Source organism: Scandinavium sp. (genome assembly GCF_032012665.1).
Classification (GTDB): Bacteria; Pseudomonadota; Gammaproteobacteria; order Enterobacterales; family Enterobacteriaceae; genus Scandinavium.
The window spans coordinates 326,289-349,938 of the sequence record NZ_DALZVG010000001.1 but is presented as its reverse complement, the minus strand read 5'-3'; the positions used below and the strand labels follow the sequence as shown (position 1 = coordinate 349,938).

The following is a 23,650-nucleotide window of genomic DNA, read 5'->3' as shown; positions in this document are numbered from 1 at the left end:
AGCGTGACGGCAAGTATAAACGGTTACGGATATCAGGGCGATGACGTGTTTTTCGGTGTCATAATTGAAAAAATCACTATCATAAATCTGTCACAAATCTGACGCATAATGACGCCGCATGATACGCATATGATTAATAAACAGGATAAATAATGGCGAGACGTATTCTGGTCGTTGAAGATGAAGCACCGATTCGCGAGATGGTCTGCTTCGTCCTGGAGCAAAATGGCTTTCAGCCTGTAGAAGCCGAAGATTTTGACAGTGCCGTGAATCAGCTCAATGAGCCGTGGCCGGATTTAGTCCTGCTGGACTGGATGCTGCCGGGCGGTTCAGGCATTCAGTTTATTAAGCATCTTAAGCGTGAAGCGCTGACGCGTGATATTCCAGTGGTCATGCTGACCGCGCGAGGTGAAGAAGAAGATCGCGTGCGGGGTCTGGAAACCGGCGCAGATGATTACATCACCAAACCGTTTTCCCCGAAAGAGCTGGTGGCGCGCATCAAAGCCGTGATGCGCCGCATTTCGCCGATGGCGGTTGAAGAGGTGATTGAGATGCAGGGCCTGAGCCTCGACCCGTCCTCTCATCGCGTCATGACTGGTGAAAACCCGCTGGACATGGGGCCAACGGAATTTAAGCTCCTGCATTTCTTTATGACGCACCCGGAGCGCGTGTACAGCCGCGAGCAGCTGTTGAACAACGTCTGGGGCACTAACGTTTATGTGGAAGATCGTACGGTGGACGTGCACATTCGCCGTCTGCGTAAAGCGCTGGAACACAGCGGTCACGACCGGATGGTGCAGACCGTCCGCGGCACGGGTTATCGTTTCTCCGCCCGTTTCTGACAATTGACTGGAGTGTGACCCGTGCTGGAACGGTTGTCATGGAAAAGGCTGGTTTTTGAGCTGATCCTCTGTTGTATCCCGGCCCTGATCCTCGGGGCTTTTTTCGGCTATCTGCCGTGGTTTCTGCTGGCGGCCGTCACCGGACTGCTGATCTGGCATTTCTGGAATTTGCTTCAGCTTTCGTGGTGGCTTTGGGTCGACAGGAGTATGACGCCGCCGCCGGGTAAAGGAAGCTGGGAGCCGCTGCTTTACGGTCTGCACCAGATGCAGATGCGTAATAAAAAGCGTCGCCGTGAGCTGGGGAGCCTGATAAAGCGCTTTCGCAGCGGGGCGGAATCGTTGCCCGATGCGGTGGTGCTGATTACGGAAGAGGGATCGATGTTCTGGTGTAACGGCCTGGCTCAGCAGACGCTCAACCTGCGCTGGCCGGACGACAGCGGTCAGAACATCCTCAACCTGCTGCGCTACCCGGAATTTTCCCGCTACCTGAAATCCCGCGATTTCACCAAACCGCTCAATCTGGTGCTCAACACCGGGCGTCATCTGGAAATACGCGTGATGCCCTACAGCGAAAAACAGCTACTGCTGGTTGCGCGTGACGTCACCCAGATGCACCAGCTGGAAGGTGCGCGGCGTAATTTCTTCGCCAACGTGAGCCACGAGCTGCGCACGCCACTCACGGTGTTGCAGGGCTATCTGGAGATGATGCAGGAGCAAACGCTGGAGGGCGCACCGCGCGAAAAAGCGCTGCACACTATGCGTGAGCAGACGCAGCGCATGGAAGGGCTGGTGCGTCAGCTGTTAACGCTGTCGCGCATTGAGGCCGCACCGCTGGCCGCGCTGAATGAGCGTATCGATGTGCCCATGATGCTGCGCGTGGTTGAACGTGAAGCGCAAACCCTCAGCCACAAAAAGCACATTCTGCATTTTGAGATTGATGATTCGCTGCTGGCTTTGGGTAGCGAAGAACAACTGCGCAGCGCGATGTCGAATCTGGTGTACAACGCGGTGAACCACACGCCGGAGGGCACGGAGATAGTGGTGCGCTGGCAGCGTGCTCCGCACGGAGCGCAGTTCAGCGTGGAAGATAACGGGCCAGGCATTGCGGCCGAGCATATTCCCCGGCTTACAGAACGCTTTTACCGCGTTGATAAAGCGCGCTCCCGGCAGACAGGCGGCAGCGGGTTGGGGCTTGCGATTGTGAAGCATGCGGTTAATCACCATGACAGCCGGCTCGATATTGAAAGTATTCCAGGCAAGATGACGCGCTTTAGCTTTGTGCTGCCGGAACGTTTGGTTGCCAATAAAAGTGCCTGAAGAGCTGTCTGGAAGGATTGGTTGACAAAGACCGGCGAAAGCCGGTTTTTTATCTTTCCGGTCGGCCAAACGGCGAATAATTATTAATCGTCTGCTGCTTTTTTGTTCGCATGATTAGCCAGAGGTTTTTCGCATATATGGTTGTTCATGCTACATGCGAATTCGTTGTTGCTATAATCCTCTGGTTTTACGATCCCTTGTTGCATTAAAACGTTATAAGCGTTTAAATTGCCCCCCATGCAGTCGCAGTCTGACTGCCTTCACGCGATAAACCCAATAACTATTCTTTTCGCGTGAACATCGGGAGTGTTTCCCACTGTATGACACGCTTTCACCGTTGTTCTGTTCCGCAGGAATAAGTACGACGTTTTGACATTCAACACCACATCCACAGGCAGTAAAGAGTTTATGACCCATCAGTTAAAATCTCGCGATATCATCGCGTTGGGCTTTATGACCTTTGCGTTGTTCGTTGGCGCGGGCAACATTATTTTCCCTCCTATGGTCGGCCTGCAGGCTGGCGAACATGTCTGGACGGCGGCGATCGGCTTTCTGATTACTGGTGTGGGCCTGCCTGTGCTGACGATTATCGCGCTGGCGAAAGTGGGTGGTGGCGTAGACAACCTCAGTACCCCGATTGGTAAAGTGGCGGGCGTTCTGCTGGCAGTGGTGTGCTATCTGGCTGTGGGGCCGTTGTTCGCCACGCCGCGCACCGCAACGGTTTCTTTCGAAGTGGGGATCGCCCCGCTGACCGGTGATGGCGCGCTGCCGCTGTTCCTCTACAGCCTTGTCTATTTTGCGCTGGTGATTCTGGTTTCCCTCTATCCGGGCAAACTGCTGGATACCGTTGGCAACTTCCTGGCTCCGCTGAAAATCATTGCCCTGGTGGTACTGGCCGTGGCGGCCATCATGTGGCCTGTGGGCCCAATCAGCCAAGCGCTGGAAGCCTATCAGACTGCGCCGTTCTCTAACGGTTTCGTTAATGGCTATCTGACGATGGATACCCTCGGTGCGATGGTGTTCGGCATTGTTATCGTGAATGCCGCACGCTCCCGTGGCGTGAGTGAAGCGCGCCTGCTGACCCGTTATACCGTGTGGGCGGGCCTGATGGCGGGCGTTGGCCTGACGCTGCTGTACTTGGCGCTGTTCCGTCTGGGTTCCGACAGCGCATCGCTTGTCGATCAGAACGCCAACGGCGCAACTATTCTGCACGCGTACGTTCAGCACACCTTTGGTGGCGCAGGCAGCTTCCTGCTGGCGGCGCTGATCTTCCTGGCCTGTATGGTGACTGCGGTGGGCCTGACCACAGCATGCGCAGAGTTCTTCTCTCAGTACCTGCCGCTTTCTTACAAAACGCTGGTCTTCATCCTTGGCATCTTCTCGATGGTGGTGTCCAATCTGGGCCTGAGCCACCTGATTCAGATTTCCATTCCGGTGCTCACCGCGATTTATCCGCCATGTATTGCACTGGTAGTATTAAGCTTTACCCGCGGTTGGTGGCATAATTCGACCCGCGTGATCGCCCCGGCAATGTTCATCAGCCTGGTGTTCGGCTTGCTGGATGGCGTGAAAGCCTCCGTGTTTGCTGATATCCTTCCCGGCTGGACCGCGCATCTGCCGCTGGCACAGCAGGGTCTTGCATGGCTGATGCCAACGATTGTCGCCGCCGTGCTGGCGATGGGATGGGATCGCGCAGCAGGTCGTCAGGTAACCTCCAGCGCGCATTAATTAGCGGGCGAGGATTGAAATTAACCACGGGGCCATCGGCTCCGTGGTTTTGTTTTTGTTAAGGCAGTGGAATTCATGGCAACAGATAACAAGCTAAAGCGTGGGCTTACCGCCCGTCACATCCGCTTTATGGCGCTCGGTTCGGCTATCGGCACCGGTCTTTTTTATGGCTCGGCAGACGCCATTAAAATGGCCGGTCCCAGCGTGCTGCTGGCGTACCTCATCGGCGGCGTGGCCGCTTACATCATCATGCGTGCGCTCGGCGAAATGTCGGTGCACAACCCGTCTGCCAGCTCTTTTTCCCGCTACGCGCAGGAAAACTTAGGCCCGCTTGCAGGCTACATCACCGGCTGGACCTACTGCTTTGAAATCCTGATTGTCGCCATTGCTGACGTCACGGCGTTCGGCATCTACATGGGCGTCTGGTTCCCGGCGGTGCCGCACTGGATTTGGGTGCTGAGCGTGGTGCTGCTGATTTGTGCCATTAACCTGATGAGCGTGAAGGTCTTCGGCGAGCTGGAATTCTGGTTTTCGTTCTTTAAGGTCGCCACCATCATCGTGATGATCGTTGCCGGGTTTGGCATCATCATCTGGGGGATCGGCAACGGCGGGCAGCCGACGGGTATTCACAACCTCTGGAGCAATGGTGGCTTCTTCAGCAACGGCTGGATCGGGATGGTGATGTCCTTGCAGATGGTGATGTTCGCCTACGGCGGGATTGAAATCATCGGCATTACTGCCGGTGAGGCGAAAGACCCGGAGAAATCTATTCCGCGCGCTATCAATTCGGTACCCATGCGTATTCTGGTGTTCTATGTGGGCACGCTGTTTGTGATCATGTCGATTTACCCGTGGAACCAGGTCGGCACCAACGGCAGCCCGTTCGTGATGACCTTCCAGCATATGGGCATTACTTTTGCGGCCAGCATCCTGAACTTCGTGGTGCTGACGGCTTCGCTTTCCGCGATTAACTCTGACGTCTTCGGCGTGGGGCGCATGCTGCACGGCATGGCGGAGCAGGGCAGCGCGCCGAAGGTGTTCGCCAAAACCTCGCGTCGCGGCGTGCCGTGGGTGACGGTGGCGGTGATGACCATTGCTCTGCTGCTGGCGGTCTACCTGAACTACATCATGCCCGAAAACGTCTTCCTGGTGATTGCATCGCTCGCGACGTTCGCCACCGTCTGGGTGTGGATCATGATCCTGCTGTCGCAAATTGCCTTCCGTCGTCGCCTGTCGCCGGAAGAAGTGAAGAATCTTAAATTCAGGGTGCCTGGCGGCGTATTTACCACCGTTGTCGGTCTGCTGTTCCTGGTCTTTATCATTGTGCTGATTGGCTGGCATCCGGATACCCGTATTTCGCTTTACGTCGGCTTCGCGTGGATTGTGCTGCTGCTGATTGGCTGGCAGTTTAAGGTTCGTCGCGAGCGCCAGCGGGCTTTCGCGCAGTAATCTTTTTAAGCCCGGCGGCGTTCTGCTGCCGGGTTTCCCTTCTGGTTCAAACGTGTGAGAAATCACAAAACGCGTTAAGCGATTCCCTGCTCATATATGAGCAATTTGTGCATGGTGACTCGTCTTCTCCGGCATTAATGCGTCTGACGCATTAACAGATGCGGTAAATGCACTTATTCAGTCGCGCACTTTCACGCATCCTCATGGTTGATAAAAAGTTAAATATGTTAACTGATTTGTTAATCATGGAGGGCGAGATGCCTGTCACCACTGAAACTACTGCATTCCGCGCCAGGGCGATGGCCATTCTGCGCGTGACGTCGGGCAACTTCCTTGAGCAGTTCGACTTCTTCCTGTTTGGCTTTTACGCCACCTATATTGCCCACACCTTTTTTCCGGCAGAAAGCGAATTTGCTTCGCTGATGATGACCTTCGCGGTGTTTGGCGCAGGCTTCCTGATGCGCCCGATTGGGGCGGTTGTCCTGGGGGCGTGGATCGACAAAGTTGGACGCCGCAAGGGGCTTATCGTCACGCTCTCCATTATGGCTGCCGGGACGTTTATGATCGTGCTGGTGCCGGGCTATCAGTCCATCGGGCTGTGGGCGCCGCTGCTGGTGTTGTGTGGACGTTTGCTGCAAGGCTTCTCTGCCGGTGCGGAACTGGGCGGGGTGTCGGTCTATCTGGCAGAAATTGCCACGCCGGGGCGCAAAGGGTTTTACACCAGCTGGCAGTCGGGTAGCCAGCAGGTGTCAATCATGGTGGCGGCGCTGCTGGGTTTTACCCTGAATGAAATGATGGGGGCAGACACTCTGCAGGCCTGGGGATGGCGTATCCCGTTCGTTGTGGGCTGTCTGATTGTGCCGTTCATCTTTATGCTGCGCCGTCAGCTGACGGAGACGCAGGAGTACGAACAGCGCGACAACCATTTGCCGCTGAAACAGGCGATGAGTACGCTGCTGCAAAACTGGCGTGTGGTGGTGGCAGGCATGCTGATGGTGGCAATGACGACCACCGCGTTTTATCTGATCACCGTTTATGCCCCGACGTTTGGCAAAAAAGTCCTGCTGCTCAGCGCCTCCGACAGCCTGCTGGTCACTTTGCTGGTGGCGATTTCTAACTTCATCTGGCTACCGATCGGCGGCATGATTTCGGACCGGTTTGGCCGCAAGCCGGTGCTGATTGCCATGACGCTGCTGGCGATTTTCACCAGCTGGCCTGCGTTAACCGTGCTCGCCCATGCGCCGAGTTTTAGCATGATGCTGATTGTGCTGCTGTGGCTCTCCTTTATTTATGGCATATACAACGGCGCGATGATCCCGGCACTAACGGAAATCATGCCCGGGGAAGTGCGCGTCGCTGGTTTCTCTCTGGCCTATAGCCTTGCGACGGCGCTTTTTGGCGGCTTCACGCCGGCCGTTTCCACCGCGTTAATTCAATACACCGGCGATAAAGCGGCACCAGGATACTGGATGAGTTTCGCTGCTATCTGTGCGCTGCTTGCCACGCTCTATCTCTATCATCGAGCCTCATCTCACGGCTGGAGCAGCCGTCACTCTCACCCTTCAGGAGCAACACGATGAAACGTTTGGCCTTTTGGATGGCACTCACCTTTGCGGGCACCTTTAGCCTGAGCGCCAGTGCTGAAGAGATCACGGTGATGATTTCCGGTGGCTTTTCCGCAGCGCTCGATAAGTTGGCCCCGCAGTATGAAAAGGCAACGGGCGATACGGTGCATATTGTTCATGGTCCGTCGATGGGGAAATCTCCGGAGGCCATTCCGAACCGGCTGGCGGCAGGGCAGCCTGCTGATGCGGTGATCATGGTGGGATATGCGCTGGATAACCTGCAAAAAGCGGGAAAAATTGCGCCAGCTAGCCGAATGGAATTGGCAGACTCCCGCATCGGCATGGTGGTGAAAGCAGGTGAACCCGCGCCGGATATCCGTTCCGAAGCGGCACTCAAAGCGACGCTGCTGAAAGCCAAATCGATAGCCTACTCTGACAGCGCCAGCGGACGCTACGTACAAAGCGAGCTTTTCACTAGACTCGGTATTGCACAGGACGTGCAGGGCAAAGCAAAGATGATCGAAAAAACGCCCGTCGCCTCGCTGGTGGCAAAAGGAGAGTACGCCGTGGGCTTCCAGCAGGTTAGCGAGCTGCTGCCGGTGAAAGGGGCGGAATTTGTCGGGCGAATTCCTGAGCAGGTTCAGTACGTCACACGCTTTGCCGGTGCGGTGGTTAACAAAGCGGCACATGAGAACCAGGCCCGTGCTTTACTGCGTTATCTTGCTTCGCCGCAGGCCCAGGCGATAGTCCGCGAAACCGGGCTTGATCCCCTGCCCGCTAAGGCCGGAACAGGCCGATAATCATCTGCTCCAGTTCGGTTGCCAGCGGGGAAAGTTCGGTCCCCGCTTTTTTGATCAGGCCAACCTGTCTTTTTACTACCGGGTCAGTCAGCGGTTTTTGCACCAGCGCCGGGTTACCGCCTTCCGGTAGCGCCATGGACGGCACGGCGGCAATACCCAGCCCGGCTTCCACCATTCCGATCATCGTTGTGACATGGCGGGTTTCACAAACCGCAGGTCTGCGCGCGGTAATGTCGCCTAATGCCTGGTCGAGCAAATGCCGGTTACCGGACGATTTATTGAGCCAGATGTAATCGGCTTCGAAAAATGTTTTCCAGCTCAGGGAGGGCAGATGCGCCAGCGGGTGATCGTGCCGGCAAATGAGCTGATAGGTTTCATCCACCAGCGGCATAAAGGTGAGATCGGATTCCCCGCTGGAAAGAAAGCTGAGCCCAAAATCGGCCTGCCGGTTCTGCACGGCGGAGTAGACGTTACCTGCGCTGGTATCCACCAGTTTGATCCTGGCCCTGGCGAAGCGTTGACGAAAGTGAGCGATCACTTTGGGCATAAAATAGTAGGCGGCAGAAGGGATACAGGCCACGGTGACAATGCCGCTGCCGTAAAACATTTTGTCGCTAATGCCGGTCAGCGCATCTTCGAAATCCGCCAGCAGCTGCTGGGCTCGCGGGGCAAAGGTTCTGCCTACCTGCGTTAAGGTGACGCTGCGGGTCGTTCTGTCGAAGAGTCGAACGCCAAGGGCCGATTCCAGTTTTTCAATCCGGCGGCTGAGGGCCGATTGCGAAATACAGATGGCTTCCGCCGCATAGCGAAAGCTGCCGTGTTCACACAGGGCGATAAAAGCGTACAGATCCTGGAGGTCAAAATCAGGCACGGTGCGTCTCAGTTAACATTTGGATAACATACAGTGTATCGTAACTCTCTTTGCCGACGCACTCACACTTTTCAGCCTTATTTCGGTTTCTCCACCCCCTCTCTCCACCCAAAGAAAGCGCCATAATGATGAGTTGTACGCCGTCTGACTGTGGCATGGTGAACGCATTTTGAACAAAGGGGAATGATGATGTTGAAGGCATGGCATCTGCCTGTTGCGCCGTTCATTAAACAGCAGCAGGACCGACTGACGATTACGCTGTGGCTGAGCGGGGAGACGCTGCCGCTGAAGGTTACGCTTCGTGCGGAAGAGGATAACGAGGAGATCTCGCTGCCGATGCACCGTTTGCGCAGTGAGCCGCATCCGGGCGTGACCGCCTGGCGTGCGGAAATCGATCTGAGTCGCGGCCAGCCCCGCCGCCGCTACAGCTTTAAGCTGCTGTGGGCCAACCGTCAGCGCTGGTTTACGCCGCAGGGCTTTAGCGCGTATCCACCCGCGCGGCTGGAGCAGTTTGCGGTTGACGTGCCGGATACCGGGCCGCAGTGGGTCGCCGATCAGGTCTTCTATCAAATATTCCCCGACCGTTTCGCCCGCAGTGAACCGCGCACCGCGGAACAGGACAACGTCTATTATCACCATGCCGCCGGGCGCGATATTGTGCTGCGCCGCTGGGATGATCCTTTAACGGCAGAAGCCGGAGGATCGACGTTTTACGGCGGCGATCTCGACGGCATCAGCGAAAATCTGCCGTACCTGAAAAAACTTGGCGTCACGGCGCTGTACCTGAACCCGGTGTTCGTCGCCCCCAGCGTGCACAAGTACGATACCGAAGATTACCGCCACGTTGACCCGCAGTTTGGCGGCGACCAGGCACTGCTGCGGCTTCGGCACAATACTCGTCGGGAGGAAATGAGGCTTATCCTCGACGGCGTGTTTAACCACAGCGGCGATTCGCACAGCTGGTTTGACCGACATAACCGTGGGAGCGATGGCGCCTGCCACAACTCTTCTTCACACTGGCGCGACTGGTATAGCTTCTCAGCAGAAGGTAAAGCGCTGGACTGGCTCGGCTACGCCAGCCTGCCGAAGCTGGATTTCAGTTCCGAAACGCTGATCAATGAGATCTATCGCGATGAGGACAGCATCGTGCGCCACTGGCTGAAGGCACCCTGGAGCATGGACGGCTGGCGGCTGGACGTGGTGCATATGCTGGGCGAAGGCGGCGGGGCGCGCAACAACCTTCAGCACATCACAGGAATTACCCGGGCGGCAAAAGAGACGCAGCCGGAAGCCTATATTCTCGGCGAGCATTTTGGCGATGCGCGCCAGTGGCTGCAGGCCGATGCGGAAGATGCGGCGATGAATTATCGCGGTTTTACCTTCCCGCTGTGGGGCTTCCTCGCGAATACCGATATCTCGTACGATCCGCAGATGATCGATGCGCAGACCTGCATGGCGTGGATGGATAACTACCGCGCCAGCCTGTCGCACCAGCAGCAGCTGAGGATGTTTAATCAACTGGACAGCCACGACACTGCGCGCTTTAAATCCCTGCTCGGCAAGGATGTGGCGCGCTTGCCGCTGGCGGTGGTGTGGCTGTTCACCTGGCCGGGTGTGCCCTGCATTTATTACGGTGACGAGGTAGGACTTGATGGCAACAACGACCCGTTCTGCCGCAAGCCGTTCCCGTGGGATAAAGAGCAACAGGACAGAGATCTGCTGGCGCTCTATCAGCGGATGACGAAGCTGCGTCATCGCACGCAGGCGCTGCGCCACGGTGGCTGTCAGGTTCTTTACGCCGAGGATAATGTGGTGGTGTTCGTCCGCGTACTGAAACAGCAGCGCGTGCTGGTGGCGATAAACCGGGGCGAGCCGTGCGAAGTCGTGCTGGAAGCCTCTCCGCTGCTTGATGTAAAAGAGTGGCATATCAAAGAGGGCAAAGGCACATTGGCGGACGATGTTTTAGCCCTACCCGCTATTTCTGCGTCGGTGTGGGTCGGCAATTAGCGGCCAGGATGCCCGGCGGCGCTTCGCTTGCACGGGCCTACAACGGAAATGTTCTCATGTAGGCCGGGTCAGGCGTAGCCGCCACCCGGCATGTTAATGGTATAACTGCATAAACACATCTTCATCCAGCAGCGCTTCCCGCCACCAGCGCTGGGCCAGCCCATCGTTATGGTTGCGCCATGCCATGTAGGCTACGTCCTTCTCACGAAACGACAGCACCTCTTTCTCCACCAGTTCACCGTTTTCAAGCCACGGCCGCGCGATGTGGTGGGGGAGGAAACCGCAGCCCATGCCCGCCCGCAGCAGCATGACTTTGGAATGAAAATCATCCACGCGAATTTGCGGCTGTTCGTCCATCAGATTGCTGTTGATAGGCTGACAGCTGCGGGCGCTGTCGCTGATCACTACTGCGCGATGCAGGCAGAGCTGATCGTTGGAGAGTGGCATATGTATCTGCGCCAGCGGGTGTGAAGGGGCCACAACAAAGACGTTATCCAGCGTGCCGAGCATTTTGTACGACCACGCGGCTGACGTGGGTGGCTCGTTGATGGCGCCGAGGATCATATCCGCCCCATGATGCGTCAACTCTTCCCACGCGCCCGCGAGTGTGTGATGGGTGAAATTGAGTCGTGTTTGTTTGTTGAGGGCGTGAAACTCATCGATCAGCGGAAGCAGGGCTTTGAATGGAAAGGAGTCATCCAGCGCGATTGACAGCTCTTTCTCCCAGCCGGAGTGCACCTGCACCGCCTGTTTCTCCAGATCTTTTGCCGCGTTCAGCAGCAGACGCCCCTTCTCCAGCATCATCCTGCCCGTATCGGTGAATTTAGCCCGGTGACCGGAACGATCTAACAGCGTGATATTCAGATCGCTTTCCAGCTTTTGAATCATATAGCTGAGCGCGGCGGGGGTTTTGAACAACGATTCCGCCGCCGTGGCGAAGGATCCATGTTTGTCCAGTGCATCCAGAATCAGTAAGACATCAAGGTTTAAGCGCATGGTGGGAAAGCGTCAGAGGAAACAATACTGAGATTTTCCCTGAACCCGTTTATCGATAAAAGTGAAAAAATAAGAACGCTCCGGCGCAATTTTTTGACTAAGCCTGATAATTATTGCCGGGTGAATGAGTGTGGCGAAAATATATTTCGGCCTGCTGTCAGCAAACGGAAAATTTCTTTAATAACTCGTTAGATATTTCCGCCTATACTCATCTGACTTTCTCCCTCAGGATCCAACTGTTTACAACAGTCTTAGACCGTTGCCTTTTAACTTATTGATTAAGAAGGTGTGATATGTCTATCCGGGAACTGATTGACCCACAAAATTCTGCGCTTATTTTTATTGACCACCAGCCGCAAATGTCTTTTGGCGTAGCGAATATTGACCGTCAGACGCTGAAAAATAATACCGTCGCACTGGCTAAGGCCGGCAAAATTTTTAATGTGCCAACCCTTTATACCTCCGTGGAAACCAAAAGCTTTAGTGGATATATCTGGCCAGAGCTGCTGGCCGTGCATCCGGACGTCAAACCGATTGAGCGTACTTCCATGAACTCCTGGGAGGATGAGGCGTTTGTGAAAGCGGTGAAGGCAACCGGGCGCAAAAAGCTCATTATTTCCGCGCTGTGGACCGAAGTGTGCCTGACCTTCCCGGCGCTGATGGCGCTGGATGAAGGTTTTGAAGTTTACGTGGTGACTGATACCTCAGGCGGTACGTCCGTCGATGCCCATGAACGCGCTATCGATCGTATGGTGCAGGCGGGCGCGGTGCCGTTGACCTGGCAGCAGGTGCTGCTTGAGTACCAGCGTGACTGGTCACGTAAAGCCACTTACGACGCAGTAATGGATCTGGTGCGTGAACACTCCGGCGCTTACGGGATGGGCGTGGACTACGCTTATACCCTGGTGCACGGCGCGCCTGAACGTAAAGCGTAATGCTGACCGGCGGGCGATGGCCCGCCTTTTTGCGACCGTAAGGAATCCATCGCCATGAGCCAACAGAAACACGTGACGCTGGTCATCACCCATGCGCTGAACCCGCAGGATAGCTCCCGATACGAAGCGTGGCTGGGGAAAATTATGCCCGTGGCGGCGGAATTTCCCGGCCATCTTGGGGCCAACGTTATTCGTCCGGCCGACGGGCAGGGGATGTGGAACATCATTATTCGTTTCGATACGCTTGAGCATCTCTACGCCTGGACGCAGTCCGAAACCCGCAGGCAGCTGGTGGATGAGATCACGCCGCTGCTGACCGAAGGCGACCGGACAGAGGTGCGCACCGAAGCGGCCTTCTGGTTCACCCCGCCTGCCGCAAACGTTTGTCAGCCTAAACGCTGGAAGCAGTTTCTCATTACGCTGCTGGTGATTTTCCCGAGCACGAACCTGGTGCCTGCCGTCACCGGCACGCTGTTCCCGATGCTGAAAGGCTCGTTGCTGCTGCATCTGATAAACGATGCCTGCGTGGTGGCACTGGTCGTCTGGCTCTGGATGCCCCTCGTTACCCGAATTTTTGCCGGCTGGCTGAAAAAAGCCTGAGCCGGTCTGAGGAGTCTGAAATGTCTCAATACGCCACTTTGATCCTGACCCACGGTGACATTCATACGCTTGATAAACAGAACCCGCTGGCGGAAGCCGTTGCAATAGCTAACGGGAAGATCATCGCTGCGGGCACTCACGAACGCGTGATGAGTTTCGCCAATGACGGAACGCAGATTGTCGATCTGAAAGGTCATACGGTGATCCCCGGCCTGAACGATTCCCACCTGCACCTGATCCGCGGCGGCCTGAACTACAACCTGGAGCTGCGCTGGGAGGGCGTGCCGTCGCTTGCCGACGCGCTGCGCATGCTGAAAGATCAGGCCGATCGTACGCCTTCGCCGCAGTGGGTGCGCGTGGTGGGCGGCTGGAGTGAGTTCCAGTTTGCTGAACGCCGTATGCCAACCATTGAAGAACTGAACGACGCCGCGCCGGACACGCCGGTGTTTGTGCTGCATCTCTACGATCGTGCACTGCTTAACCGTGCGGCACTGAAGGCGGTGGGCTACACCAAAGATACGCCCGATCCGGCCGGCGGCGAGATCGTTCGTGATAAAAACGGCAATCCGACAGGGATGCTGGTGGCGAAGCCTAATGCCATGATCCTTTATTCGACGCTGGCGAAGGGGCCGAAGCTGCCGATCGAGATGCAGGTAAACTCCACTCGCCAGTTTATGCGTGAGCTGAACCGTCTTGGGTTAACCAGCGCCATCGACGCGGGCGGCGGCTTCCAGAACTATCCGGAAGATTATCAGGTGATCGACGAGCTGCACGCCAAAGATCAGATGACGGTGCGTATCGCCTATAACCTCTTCACTCAGCGTCCGAAACAGGAGCTGGAGGACTTCGAACGCTGGACTGATATGCTTAAACCGGGGCAGGGCACTGATTTCTACCGTGCCAATGGTGCCGGGGAGATGCTGGTGTTTTCGGCGGCCGATTTTGAAGACTTCCTGCAGCCGCGCCCCGATCTGCCGGAAGGGATGGAAGACGAGCTGGAACGCGTGGTGCGCCACCTGGTTGAGCACTGCTGGCCGTTCCGTCTGCATGCCACCTACGACGAGTCCATCAGTCGGATGCTTGACGTGTTCGAGAAGGTGAACCGTGATATTCCCTTCAACGGCCTGCACTGGTTCTTTGACCATGCGGAAACCATCACCGAGCGTAACATTGAGCGCGTAAAAGCGCTGGGCGGCGGCATTGCCGTGCAGCACAGAATGGCGTTCCAGGGGGAGTACTTTGTCGACAGATACGGCAAAGAGGTGGTGAAACACACCCCGCCGGTGGCAAAAATGCTCGAACTGGACGTGCCGGTTGGTCTGGGTACGGATGCAACTCGTGTGGCGAGCTACAACCCGTGGACCGCGCTGTACTGGCTGGTGTCTGGCCGTACCGTCGGCGGGATGGCAATGTATGACGATAACAACCGACTGCCGCGCGACGTGGCGCTGGAGCTGTGGACGGCGGGCAGCGCCTGGTTCTCCAGCGAACAGGGTAAAAAAGGGCGTATTGTTGCCGATCAGCTGGCGGATTTGGTGGTGTTGTCGAAAGACTACTTCCGCGTGCCGGAAGAGGAGATCAAAGGCATTGAATCGGTGCTGACAATTGTCGACGGCAAGGTGGTGTACGCCGCCGGGCACTTCAGCCCGCTTGCGCCGCCGTCTATCCCAATCGTACCGGACTGGTCGCCGGTGGTGAAAGTGCCCGGACATTATCGTTCCGCACCGCCAGCCGCAGCGAAGGTTGGCGCGGTGGTGCAGATGCATCAGTGCGCCGGCAGCTGTGGTGTGCATGGGCATTCGCATGATATTGCGCGGAAGTCAGGTATTCCGGTATCGGATGACCAGGCCTTCTGGGGCGTGCTGGGGTGCAGCTGTTTTGCTTTTTGAGATCGGAGCGGCCTGATCCCCTCTCCCCGGCCCTCTCCCAAAGGGAGAGGGAGAAAAAAGAGCCCAGCTCAAGAGGGGGAGGGAGAAAACCGCACAGAACAGTTCCCTCTCCCTGCGGGAGAGGGTTAGGGAGAGGGAGAAACCTCAATCACCAGACATAAAAAAGGCCCGCATTCGCGGGCCTTTCGTTCATCAATCAGCGCTGATTACAGGCCGTTGACGTTCTCAGTCAGGTATTTAGCAACACCGGCTGGAGAGGCGTTCATGCCTTCTTTGCCTTTTTCCCACTGAGCCGGGCATACTTCGCCGTGCTCTTCGTGGAACTGCAGCGCGTCAACCATACGCAGCATTTCGTCGATGTTACGACCCAGCGGCAGATCGTTCACAACCTGGTGACGAACGATGCCGTTCGCGTCGATCAGGAAGGAACCGCGCAGCGCAACGCCTGCGTCCGGATGTTCGATGCCGTAAGCCTGCTGGATTTCACGTTTAATGTCCGCAACCATCGCGTATTTCACTGCACCGATGCCGCCTTTGTCGACAGGGGTGTTGCGCCATGCGTTATGAACAAATTCAGAGTCGAAGGAAACGCCAACCACTTCTACGCCGCGTTTCTGGAACTCTTCGTAACGCTTGTCGAAAGCAATCAGCTCAGACGGGCATACGAAGGTGAAATCCATTGGCCAGAAGAACAGCACGGTCGCTTTGCCAGCGGTGTGCTGCTTGAAGTTGAAGTTATCAACGATTTCGCCGTTACCCAGTACAGCAGCGGCGGTAAAGTCAGGAGCAGGACGGGTTACCAGAACCATGAGGTTCTCCTCTAAATTTATAAGGTTAATGGAACGCAACGCGGGCCAGTATAGGGAGAGGAAGCAGGTGACTCAATGAGGCGCTGACAATCGTTGAGACAGGTTTTACCTATCAATTATTATTTTAACAACCGTTCCAGCTTAGCGATTCTGTGAGAAAGCGCAAGTTTTACAGCGCTTGTGCTTTCGCCTGCGCCATCATGCGCGGGTAAAACGCCCAGAAAGTTTCTTCGAGCTGTGCGTAATGCATGTCCAGATCCTGCCAGGAATCACGCAGGGCATCCAGACGCGGGCGGCGGCTTGCCATGCCGTTCAGTACGCTCTGAATAAAATCCATATCGCTGTAGCGCTCGAGCCAGCGTTCGGACCACAGGTAGTGGTTGAGATTCACAAAGCGCGGCGGCGAGTCGGGCAAAATGGTGGATACCTGCGCGTGAGCGTGGCGAACAAATGCGGGCAGCGACATCTCTGGTGACAATTTTTCCCAGTCCCGCGATAAGAAGTGATCCCACATCACGTCGAGCGTAATGGGCGCCACGCGGCGGGTTTCCGGGCGAAACCACGCTTTCGCAGTTTTCACTTCTGCCAGGTTATCCGTCAGCACGTCGATGCGGCGATGCATGTAGATACCGCTGACGACATCAGGGGCATAGTCATCGTCCGGGTTACCGCGAACAAAATCGGCCAGCAAATTGCCCGGCAGCGAGCTGTTGGCGAGGTGTGCGAGATGCAGGTGAGCCAGAAAGTTCATGAGTCCGTTATCCGTATTTAAAGGGCTTACAGGTTGCAGCCAAAGCAGCCTGCCACTAGACTACCCGCCTCTTTATTATGCTTGAGTTACCGTCATGCGCGTCGCCGATTTTTCTTTTGAACTGCCCGAATCTCTTATTGCCCACTACCCACAGCCGGAGCGCAGTGGCTGCCGTTTGCTGTCGCTGGATGGGCCAACGGGCGCGCTGACGCACGGTACTTTCACCGATCTGCTCGAGAAGCTCAACCCTGGCGATCTGCTGGTCTTTAACAATACCCGCGTGATCCCGGCGCGCCTGTTCGGTCGTAAGGCCAGCGGCGGCAAGATTGAAGTGCTGGTTGAGCGGATGCTCGATGATAAACGTATTCTGGCACATATTCGCGCCTCGAAAGCGCCTAAGCCTGGTGCGGAACTGCTGCTGGGCGACGATGAAAGCATCAACGCGACGATGGTCGCTCGCCATGACGCGCTGTTTGAAGTTGAGTTCAACGATGAGCGCCCGGTGCTCGATATCCTCAACGCTATCGGCCATATGCCGCTGCCGCCGTACATCGATCGTCCGGACGAAGACTCAGACCGCGAGCTGTACCAGACCGTCTACAGCCAAAAGCCCGGCGCGGTAGCTGCGCCGACGGCGGGTCTGCATTTCGATGAGCCTCTGCTGGCGAAACTGCGCGAAAAAGGCATTGAGATGGCGTTTGTGACGCTGCACGTCGGTGCGGGTACCTTCCAGCCGGTACGTGTCGACAGCATCGAAGATCACATCATGCACTCCGAATATGCGGAAGTGCCGCAGGAAGTCGTGGATGCGGTGCTGGCAGCGAAAGCGCGCGGCAGCAAAGTGGTTGCGGTAGGCACCACGTCTGTTCGTTCTCTGGAAAGCGCGGCGCAGGCGGCGAAGGGGGATCTCATCGAACCGTTCTTCGGCGACACGCAAATCTTCATCTATCCGGGCTATCAGTACAAAGTGATCGATGCGCTGGTGACCAACTTCCACCTGCCGGAGTCCACGCTCATCATGCTGGTCTCGGCCTTTGCCGGTTATCAGCACACGATGAACGCCTATAAGTCTGCGGTAGAACAAAAATATCGCTTTTTTAGCTACGGGGATGCCATGTACATCACGTACAATCCGTCGGCTATTCATGAACGCGTTGGGGAATAATTCCGCGGCGCTGGGTTAATACGTCAGACTGTCTTTCTGACGCTGGAGCAATAATGAAATTTGAACTGGATACTACCGACGGACGCGCACGCCGCGGCCGCCTGGTCTTCGATCGCGGCGTGGTTGAAACGCCTGCCTTTATGCCCGTTGGTACCTACGGCACCGTAAAAGGAATGACGCCGGAAGAAGTCGAAGCCACCGGCGCACAGATTATTCTCGGCAACACCTTCCATCTGTGGCTGCGTCCGGGCCAGGAGATCATGAAGCTGCACGGCGATCTCCACGATTTTATGCAGTGGAAAGGCCCGATCCTCACCGACTCCGGCGGCTTCCAGGTGTTCAGCCTCGGCGACATCCGTAAGATCACGGAAGAGGGCGTGCACTTCCGCAACCCGATCAACGGCGATCCGATTTTCCTCGATCCGGAAAAATCCATGGAGATTCAGTACGATCTCGGTTCTGACATCGTCATGATCTTTGACGAATGTACGCCGTACCCGGCGGACTGGGATTACGCTAAGCGCTCAATGGAAATGTCCCTGCGCTGGGCGAAACGAAGCCGCGATCGTTTTGATTCGCTTGAGAATAAAAACGCGCTGTTCGGTATTATTCAGGGCAGCGTTTACGAAGATTTACGTGATATCTCCGTGAAAGGTCTGGTGGAGATTGGCTTTGATGGCTACGCTGTCGGCGGCCTGGCTGTCGGCGAGCCGAAGGAAGACATGCACCGCATTCTTGAGCATGTTTGCCCGCAAATCCCGGCAGACAAACCACGATACCTGATGGGAGTGGGCAAGCCGGAAGACCTGGTGGAAGGCGTTCGTCGCGGTATCGATATGTTCGACTGCGTGATGCCAACGCGTAATGCCCGCAACGGTCACCTGTTTGTCACCGACGGCGTGGTGAAAATCCGTAATGCGAAGCATAAAAGCGACACCAGCCCACTCGACGCAGAGTGCGATTGCTACACCTGTCGCCATTATTCACGCGCTTATTTGCATCATCTCGATCGTTGCAACGAGATTTTGGGCGCGCGTCTCAATACCATCCATAATCTTCGCTACTATCAGCGCTTAATGGCTGGTTTACGCAAGGCTATCGAAGAGGGTAAATTAGAGAGCTTTGTGACGGAGTTTTACCAACGCCAGGGTCGGGATGTTCCGCCTTTAAACGTTGATTAATTTTAATAATGAGGGAAATTCAATGAGCTTTTTTATTTCTGATGCGGTAGCCGCTACCGGTGCACCGGGCCAAAGCAGCCCGATGTCTCTGATCCTGATGCTGGTGGTGTTCGGTCTGATTTTCTACTTCATGATCCTGCGCCCACAGCAGAAGCGTACCAAAGAGCATAAAAAGCTGATGGACTCCATCGCTAAAGGTGATGAAGTGCTGACCAACGGCGGTCTGGTTGGTCGCGTAACCAAAGTTGCTGAAGCGGGCTACATCGCTATCGCGCTGAACGATACCACCGAAGTGGTTATCAAGCGTGACTTCGTCGCTGCCGTGCTGCCGAAAGGCACCATGAAGGCGCTGTAATTTCTTGTTTTCCCAAAGGGAACTGCCGTGTTAAACCGTTATCCTTTGTGGAAGTACATTATGCTGGTCGTCGTGATTCTCGTCGGCCTGCTTTACGCACTTCCCAACCTGTATGGTGAGGATCCGGCTGTTCAAATCACTGGCGTGCGTGGTAACGCCGCCAGTGAGCAAACGCTGATCCAGGTCCAGAACACTTTAGAAAAAGAAAAAATCACCGCGAAGTCTGTGGCACTGGAAGAGGGCGCAATTCTTGCTCGCTTCGACTCCACTGACATCCAGCTGCGCGCGCGCGAAGCGCTGGTCGATCTGCTGGGTGACAAGTATGTCGTGGCGCTTAACCTGGCTCCGGCGACGCCGCGCTGGCTCGCTATGCTGAAAGCTGAGCCGATGAAGCTCGGCCTTGATCTGCGCGGCGGCGTACACTTCCTGATGGAAGTGGATATGGACACCGCGCTGGGTAAACTCCAGGAACAAAACATCGATGGCCTGCGCAGCGATCTGCGTGAAAAGGGCATTGGCTACACCACGGTTCAAAAAGCCGATAACTACGGTCTGAGCATTACGTTCCGCGACAGCGCGGCGCGCGATCAGGCTATCGACTATCTTGCGCCTCGCCATCGTGATTTGGTTATCTCAAGCCAGGGCGGCAACCAGCTGCGTGCGGTGATGACCGATGCACGCATGAAAGAAGCGCGCGAGTATGCCGTACAGCAGAACATCAACATCCTGCGTAACCGTGTGAACCAGCTGGGCGTTGCCGAGCCGGTGGTACAGCGTCAGGGTGCAGACCGCATCGTGGTGGAACTACCTGGTATTCAGGACACCGCCCGTGCGAAAGAAATTCTGGGCGCGACCGCGACCCTGGAGTTCCGTCTGGTGAATACCAACGTCGATCAGTCTGCTGCCGCTTCAGGCCGCGTACCGGGCGACTCTGAGGTGAAAAACACCCGTGAAGGCCAGCCGATTGTGCTGTACAAGCGCGTGATCCTGACCGGTGACCACATCACCGATTCCACCTCAAGCCAGGACGAATACAACCAGCCGCAGGTTAACATCTCGCTCGACAGCGCCGGTGGTAACATCATGTCTAACTTCACCAAGGACAACATCGGTAAGCCGATGGCGACCCTGTTTGTGGAGTACAAAGACAGCGGTAAGAAAGATGCGAAAGGCCGTGCCGTTCTGGTGAAACAGGAAGAGGTGATTAACGTCGCTAATATCCAGTCTCGCCTGGGCAACAGCTTCCGTATTACCGGGATCAACAACCCGAACGAAGCGCGTCAGCTTTCGCTGCTGCTGCGTGCCGGTGCGCTGATTGCGCCAATCCAGATTGTTGAAGAACGCACCATCGGTCCAACTCTCGGCCTGCAGAACATCAAGCAGGGCCTGGAAGCCTGTCTGGCCGGTCTGGTCGTGTCGATTCTGTTCATGATCTTCTTCTACAAGAAGTTTGGTCTGATCGCGACCTCTGCGCTGATTGCGAACCTGGTGCTGATCGTCGGCATCATGTCGCTGCTGCCGGGGGCGACGCTGAGTATGCCTGGGATTGCGGGTATCGTGTTAACCCTTGCGGTAGCGGTCGATGCTAACGTACTGATTAACGAACGTATTAAGGAAGAGCTCAGCAACGGACGTACCGTTCAGCAGGCGATTGACGAAGGTTACCGTGGCGCATTCAGCTCCATCTTCGATGCGAACATTACCACGCTGATCAAAGTCATCATCCTGTATGCGGTCGGTACCGGTGCAATTAAAGGCTTCGCCATCACCACCGGTATCGGTGTGGCGACTTCCATGTTTACCGCGATCGTCGGCACCCGTGCCATCGTAAACCTGTTGTACGGCGGCAAACGCATCAACAAGCTGTCTATCTGAGGAGTGCGTTGTGGCACAGGAATATACCGTTGAACAATTGAACCACGGCCGTAAAGTCTATGACTTTATGCGCTGGGACTTCTGGGCCTTTGCAATATCAGGCCTGTTGCTGGTGGCGTCCATCATCGTGATTGGCGTGCGCGGCTTCAACTGGGGTCTCGACTTCACCGGTGGTACGGTGATTGAAATTACGCTGGAAAAACCAGTGGATATGGAGCAAACGCGCGCCTCGCTTGAAAAAGCAGGCTTCGTTGAGCCACTGGTGCAGAACTTTGGCAGCAGCCACGACATCATGGTGCGCATGCCTCCGGTGAAAACCGAGAGCGGCAGCCAGGAGTTGGGCAGCAAAGTGCTGAACGTGATTAACGAATCTACCTCTCAGAACGCGGCGGTGAAGCGTATTGAGTTTGTAGGGCCGAGCGTTGGTGCCGATCTGGCGCAGAGCGGGGCAATGGCGCTGATGGCGGCACTGATCTCCATTCTGGTCTACGTTGGTTTCCGCTTCGAGTGGCGTCTGGCGGCGGGGGTGGTTATCGCCCTTGCGCACGACGTGGTGATCACCATGGGCATTCTCTCGCTGTTCCATATTGAGATTGACCTGACTATCGTCGCGTCGCTGATGTCGGTTATCGGCTACTCGTTGAACGACAGCATCGTGGTTTCGGACCGTATTCGTGAGAACTTCCGTAAGATCCGTCGCGGTACGCCTTACGAGATCTTTAACGTCTCCCTGACCCAGACGCTGCACCGTACGTTGATCACATCCGGTACCACTTTGATGGTTATCCTGATGCTGTTCCTGTTTGGTGGCCCGGTGCTGGAAGGCTTCTCGCTGACCATGCTTATCGGTGTCTCCATTGGTACGGCATCCTCCATCTACGTGGCATCTGCGCTGGCGCTGAAGCTGGGCATGAAGCGCGAGCACCTGCTGCAGCAGAAAGTGGAGAAAGAGGGCGCCGATCAGCCTTCAATCCTGCCGTAAGGCCTGCGTTGCAAAATCAAATCCCGGTCAAATGGCCGGGATTTTTTTATGCCAAATTTATGGGTTTCCGGTAGGGTTAGCGGATTATCTCTGTTTAAAGGACGCTACAGAAATGACCACGTCTCATCACATTCGCCTGCAAAATGTTTCACCACCGCAAACCTGGACCGACTTACCATCCGTCATCCTGAGTGATGCCACGCTTGCGGAACGTAAAAACCGCGTGCTGGCAGGTATGCGTCAGCAGAAAATCGATACGCTGATTGTCTATGCCGACAAAGAGCACGGCGGCAATTTCGAATACCTCACCGGGTTTATTCCGCGTTTTGAAGAGGCGCTGTTGGTGTTGCATCAGGATGGGGAAGCGGTGCTGGTGCTCGGTAACGAAAACCTGAAGCTTGCCCCTCATGCGCGGCTCAAAAACCGGGTGCTGCACGCGCCGTGGTTCTCTTTACCGAATCAGCCGATGGATAACACGCAGTCTTTGCCCGAAATTTTGCGGGATGCGGGCCTGGCGTCGGGAAAAATTTTGGGGCTGGCGGGCTGGAAGCTGTTTACAGGCCTGAATGAAAACGTACGCCAGATGTTCGACATGCCGGCGTTCATTGTCGATGCCATTCGCGAAGCGGCCCCGGACGCAGAATTGTGCAATGCCACCGGCCTGTTTATCTCACCGGCAAACGGTGCGCGCGTTATCAATAATGCCAATGAGCTTGCGCACTACGAGTACGGCGCAAATCTGGCTTCGACGGCTATCCTGCGTGCGCTGAATGCGATAGAGGTGGGGAAAACTGAAAAGCAGATTGCCAGCCTCCTGGCGGCAGACGGGCAGCTCAATAACGTTGTGACCATCGCTGCCACCGGCGATCGTTTTGCACATGCGAATCTCTATCCTGGCGATAAGCAGGTTCAGAAGGGTGACAAATTCTCTTTGACCGTCAGCTACAAAGGCGGCCTCAGCAGTCGCGCAGCTTACGTGGTGGAAAACGCGGCTCAGCTGCCGGAAGCCGTCAATGATTATCTGGACGTGGTTGCGATACCTTATTTCTGTGCTGTTGTAGCGTGGCTGGAGAACATCCATCCGGGCATGACCGGCGGTGAGCTGTATCAGCTGCTCGAAGATGTTTTACCGAAAGCCGACTATCACTGGCATCTGAATCCTGGACACCTGGTGGCGGATGAAGAGTGGCTCTGTTCGCCGGTGTCAGCCCGGTCGGACATTCCATTAGCCAGCGGTATGCTGCTGCAAATTGATATTATTCCCTCCCGCGCGGGTTATGCGGGGGCAAGCATTGAGGACACCGTGGCGCTGGCCGATGAAGCGCTGCGTCAACAGCTTGCTTCTGAGTATCCGCAACTTTGGGCGCGAGTTCAGGCAAGGCGTGAGTGGATCCAGAGAGAAGTGGGGATTAACTTACCGGAGTGCGTGCTGCCGTTTTCCAATACCGTTGGGTATTTGCGCCCGTGGCTGTTGGATCAAAGTAAAGCGTTGAGTCTGAGGTAATAAAAAAAGCCGGGTGGCCGCAATGCCCA

The 23,650-nt window shown here is 56.0% G+C and carries 20 protein-coding genes; 16 read left to right on the top strand and 4 right to left on the bottom strand.

The window, feature by feature from the left end:
• The first annotated feature begins 152 nt into the window (after window positions 1-152).
• The 6 genes from phoB (at window position 153) to RTU33_RS01575 (ending at window position 7,701) form a co-directional block, all read left to right on the top strand.
• Window positions 153-842: a phosphate response regulator transcription factor PhoB gene (gene phoB, locus RTU33_RS01600; RefSeq protein WP_097161456.1), complete on the top strand. Its 690-nt coding sequence runs from the start codon at window positions 153-155 to the stop codon at window positions 840-842.
• 21 nt (window positions 843-863) lie between these two features.
• The gene (phoR, locus tag RTU33_RS01595) at window positions 864-2,159 is read left to right on the top strand and encodes a phosphate regulon sensor histidine kinase PhoR (RefSeq protein WP_312624825.1); all 1,296 of its coding nucleotides are present in this window, start codon (window positions 864-866) and stop codon (window positions 2,157-2,159) included.
• Window positions 2,160-2,567: 408 nt separating this feature from the next.
• Window positions 2,568-3,887: a branched-chain amino acid transporter carrier protein BrnQ gene (gene brnQ, locus RTU33_RS01590; protein WP_312624824.1), complete on the top strand. Its 1,320-nt coding sequence runs from the start codon at window positions 2,568-2,570 to the stop codon at window positions 3,885-3,887.
• Window positions 3,888-3,962: 75 nt separating this feature from the next.
• A complete protein-coding gene (gene proY / locus RTU33_RS01585) occupies window positions 3,963-5,336 on the top strand; it encodes a proline-specific permease ProY (RefSeq protein ID WP_312624823.1) in 1,374 nt (457 codons plus the stop codon).
• Between the two features lie 257 nt (window positions 5,337-5,593).
• Window positions 5,594-6,916, top strand: a complete 1,323-nt coding sequence (locus RTU33_RS01580) for an MFS transporter (RefSeq protein ID WP_312624822.1) — start codon at window positions 5,594-5,596, stop codon at window positions 6,914-6,916.
• A complete protein-coding gene (locus tag RTU33_RS01575) occupies window positions 6,913-7,701 on the top strand; it encodes a substrate-binding domain-containing protein (protein ID WP_312624821.1) in 789 nt (262 codons plus the stop codon). The genes RTU33_RS01580 and RTU33_RS01575 overlap by 4 nt, the downstream gene beginning before the upstream one ends.
• Here the strand turns inward: RTU33_RS01575 and RTU33_RS01570 are convergent.
• Window positions 7,679-8,572, bottom strand: coding sequence for a LysR family transcriptional regulator (locus tag RTU33_RS01570; RefSeq protein WP_312624820.1), 894 nt, complete (start codon window positions 8,570-8,572; stop codon window positions 7,679-7,681). The genes RTU33_RS01575 and RTU33_RS01570 overlap by 23 nt on opposite strands.
• A gap of 186 nt (window positions 8,573-8,758) precedes the next feature.
• Here RTU33_RS01570 and malZ point away from each other — a divergent pair, with 186 nt between their 5' ends.
• On the top strand, window positions 8,759-10,579 hold the full coding sequence (gene malZ, locus RTU33_RS01565; protein ID WP_312624918.1) for a maltodextrin glucosidase: 1,821 nt from the start codon (window positions 8,759-8,761) through the stop codon (window positions 10,577-10,579).
• Window positions 10,580-10,672: 93 nt separating this feature from the next.
• Here malZ and RTU33_RS01560 read toward each other — a convergent pair whose 3' ends face one another.
• Window positions 10,673-11,575, bottom strand: a complete 903-nt coding sequence (locus RTU33_RS01560; RefSeq protein WP_312624819.1) for a LysR family transcriptional regulator — start codon at window positions 11,573-11,575, stop codon at window positions 10,673-10,675.
• A gap of 293 nt (window positions 11,576-11,868) precedes the next feature.
• Here RTU33_RS01560 and RTU33_RS01555 point away from each other — a divergent pair, with 293 nt between their 5' ends.
• From RTU33_RS01555 to RTU33_RS01545, 3 genes are read left to right on the top strand one after another with little or no spacing between them, the layout of a single operon-like run.
• Window positions 11,869-12,510: a hydrolase gene (locus RTU33_RS01555; protein ID WP_312624818.1), complete on the top strand. Its 642-nt coding sequence runs from the start codon at window positions 11,869-11,871 to the stop codon at window positions 12,508-12,510.
• A gap of 54 nt (window positions 12,511-12,564) precedes the next feature.
• Window positions 12,565-13,110 (top strand): antibiotic biosynthesis monooxygenase, encoded by a 546-nt coding sequence (locus tag RTU33_RS01550; RefSeq protein ID WP_312624817.1) that lies wholly within the window; start codon window positions 12,565-12,567, stop codon window positions 13,108-13,110.
• Window positions 13,111-13,130: 20 nt separating this feature from the next.
• Window positions 13,131-14,999: an amidohydrolase gene (locus tag RTU33_RS01545; protein WP_312624816.1), complete on the top strand. Its 1,869-nt coding sequence runs from the start codon at window positions 13,131-13,133 to the stop codon at window positions 14,997-14,999.
• A gap of 206 nt (window positions 15,000-15,205) precedes the next feature.
• On the opposite strand, the gene RTU33_RS01540 is transcribed toward RTU33_RS01545, so the two are convergent.
• On the bottom strand, window positions 15,206-15,808 hold the full coding sequence (locus tag RTU33_RS01540) for a peroxiredoxin C (protein ID WP_097161464.1): 603 nt from the start codon (window positions 15,806-15,808) through the stop codon (window positions 15,206-15,208).
• 169 nt (window positions 15,809-15,977) lie between these two features.
• On the bottom strand, window positions 15,978-16,559 hold the full coding sequence (gene acpH / locus RTU33_RS01535; RefSeq protein ID WP_312624814.1) for an ACP phosphodiesterase: 582 nt from the start codon (window positions 16,557-16,559) through the stop codon (window positions 15,978-15,980).
• Between the two features lie 94 nt (window positions 16,560-16,653).
• Between acpH and queA the strand changes: the two genes are divergently transcribed.
• From queA to RTU33_RS01505, 6 genes are all read left to right on the top strand, one after another.
• Window positions 16,654-17,724 carry a tRNA preQ1(34) S-adenosylmethionine ribosyltransferase-isomerase QueA gene (gene queA, locus RTU33_RS01530; protein ID WP_312624812.1) on the top strand — a complete coding sequence of 357 codons (1,071 nt, stop codon included), beginning with the start codon at window positions 16,654-16,656 and terminating at the stop codon, window positions 17,722-17,724.
• A gap of 53 nt (window positions 17,725-17,777) precedes the next feature.
• Window positions 17,778-18,905, top strand: a complete 1,128-nt coding sequence (gene tgt / locus RTU33_RS01525) for a tRNA guanosine(34) transglycosylase Tgt (protein WP_312624810.1) — start codon at window positions 17,778-17,780, stop codon at window positions 18,903-18,905.
• A 22-nt stretch (window positions 18,906-18,927) separates the two neighbouring features.
• Window positions 18,928-19,260, top strand: coding sequence for a preprotein translocase subunit YajC (gene yajC, locus RTU33_RS01520; RefSeq protein WP_097161468.1), 333 nt, complete (start codon window positions 18,928-18,930; stop codon window positions 19,258-19,260).
• A gap of 27 nt (window positions 19,261-19,287) precedes the next feature.
• Entirely contained in the window at window positions 19,288-21,135 is a 1,848-nt protein-coding gene (gene secD / locus RTU33_RS01515) for a protein translocase subunit SecD (RefSeq protein WP_312624807.1), read from the top strand.
• A 10-nt stretch (window positions 21,136-21,145) separates the two neighbouring features.
• Complete coding sequence (gene secF / locus RTU33_RS01510) at window positions 21,146-22,117, top strand: protein translocase subunit SecF (RefSeq protein WP_312624805.1); 972 nt, start codon at window positions 21,146-21,148, stop codon at window positions 22,115-22,117.
• Window positions 22,118-22,229: 112 nt separating this feature from the next.
• On the top strand, window positions 22,230-23,621 hold the full coding sequence (locus RTU33_RS01505; RefSeq protein ID WP_312624803.1) for a M24 family metallopeptidase: 1,392 nt from the start codon (window positions 22,230-22,232) through the stop codon (window positions 23,619-23,621).
• Window positions 23,622-23,650: the final 29 nt, after the last annotated feature.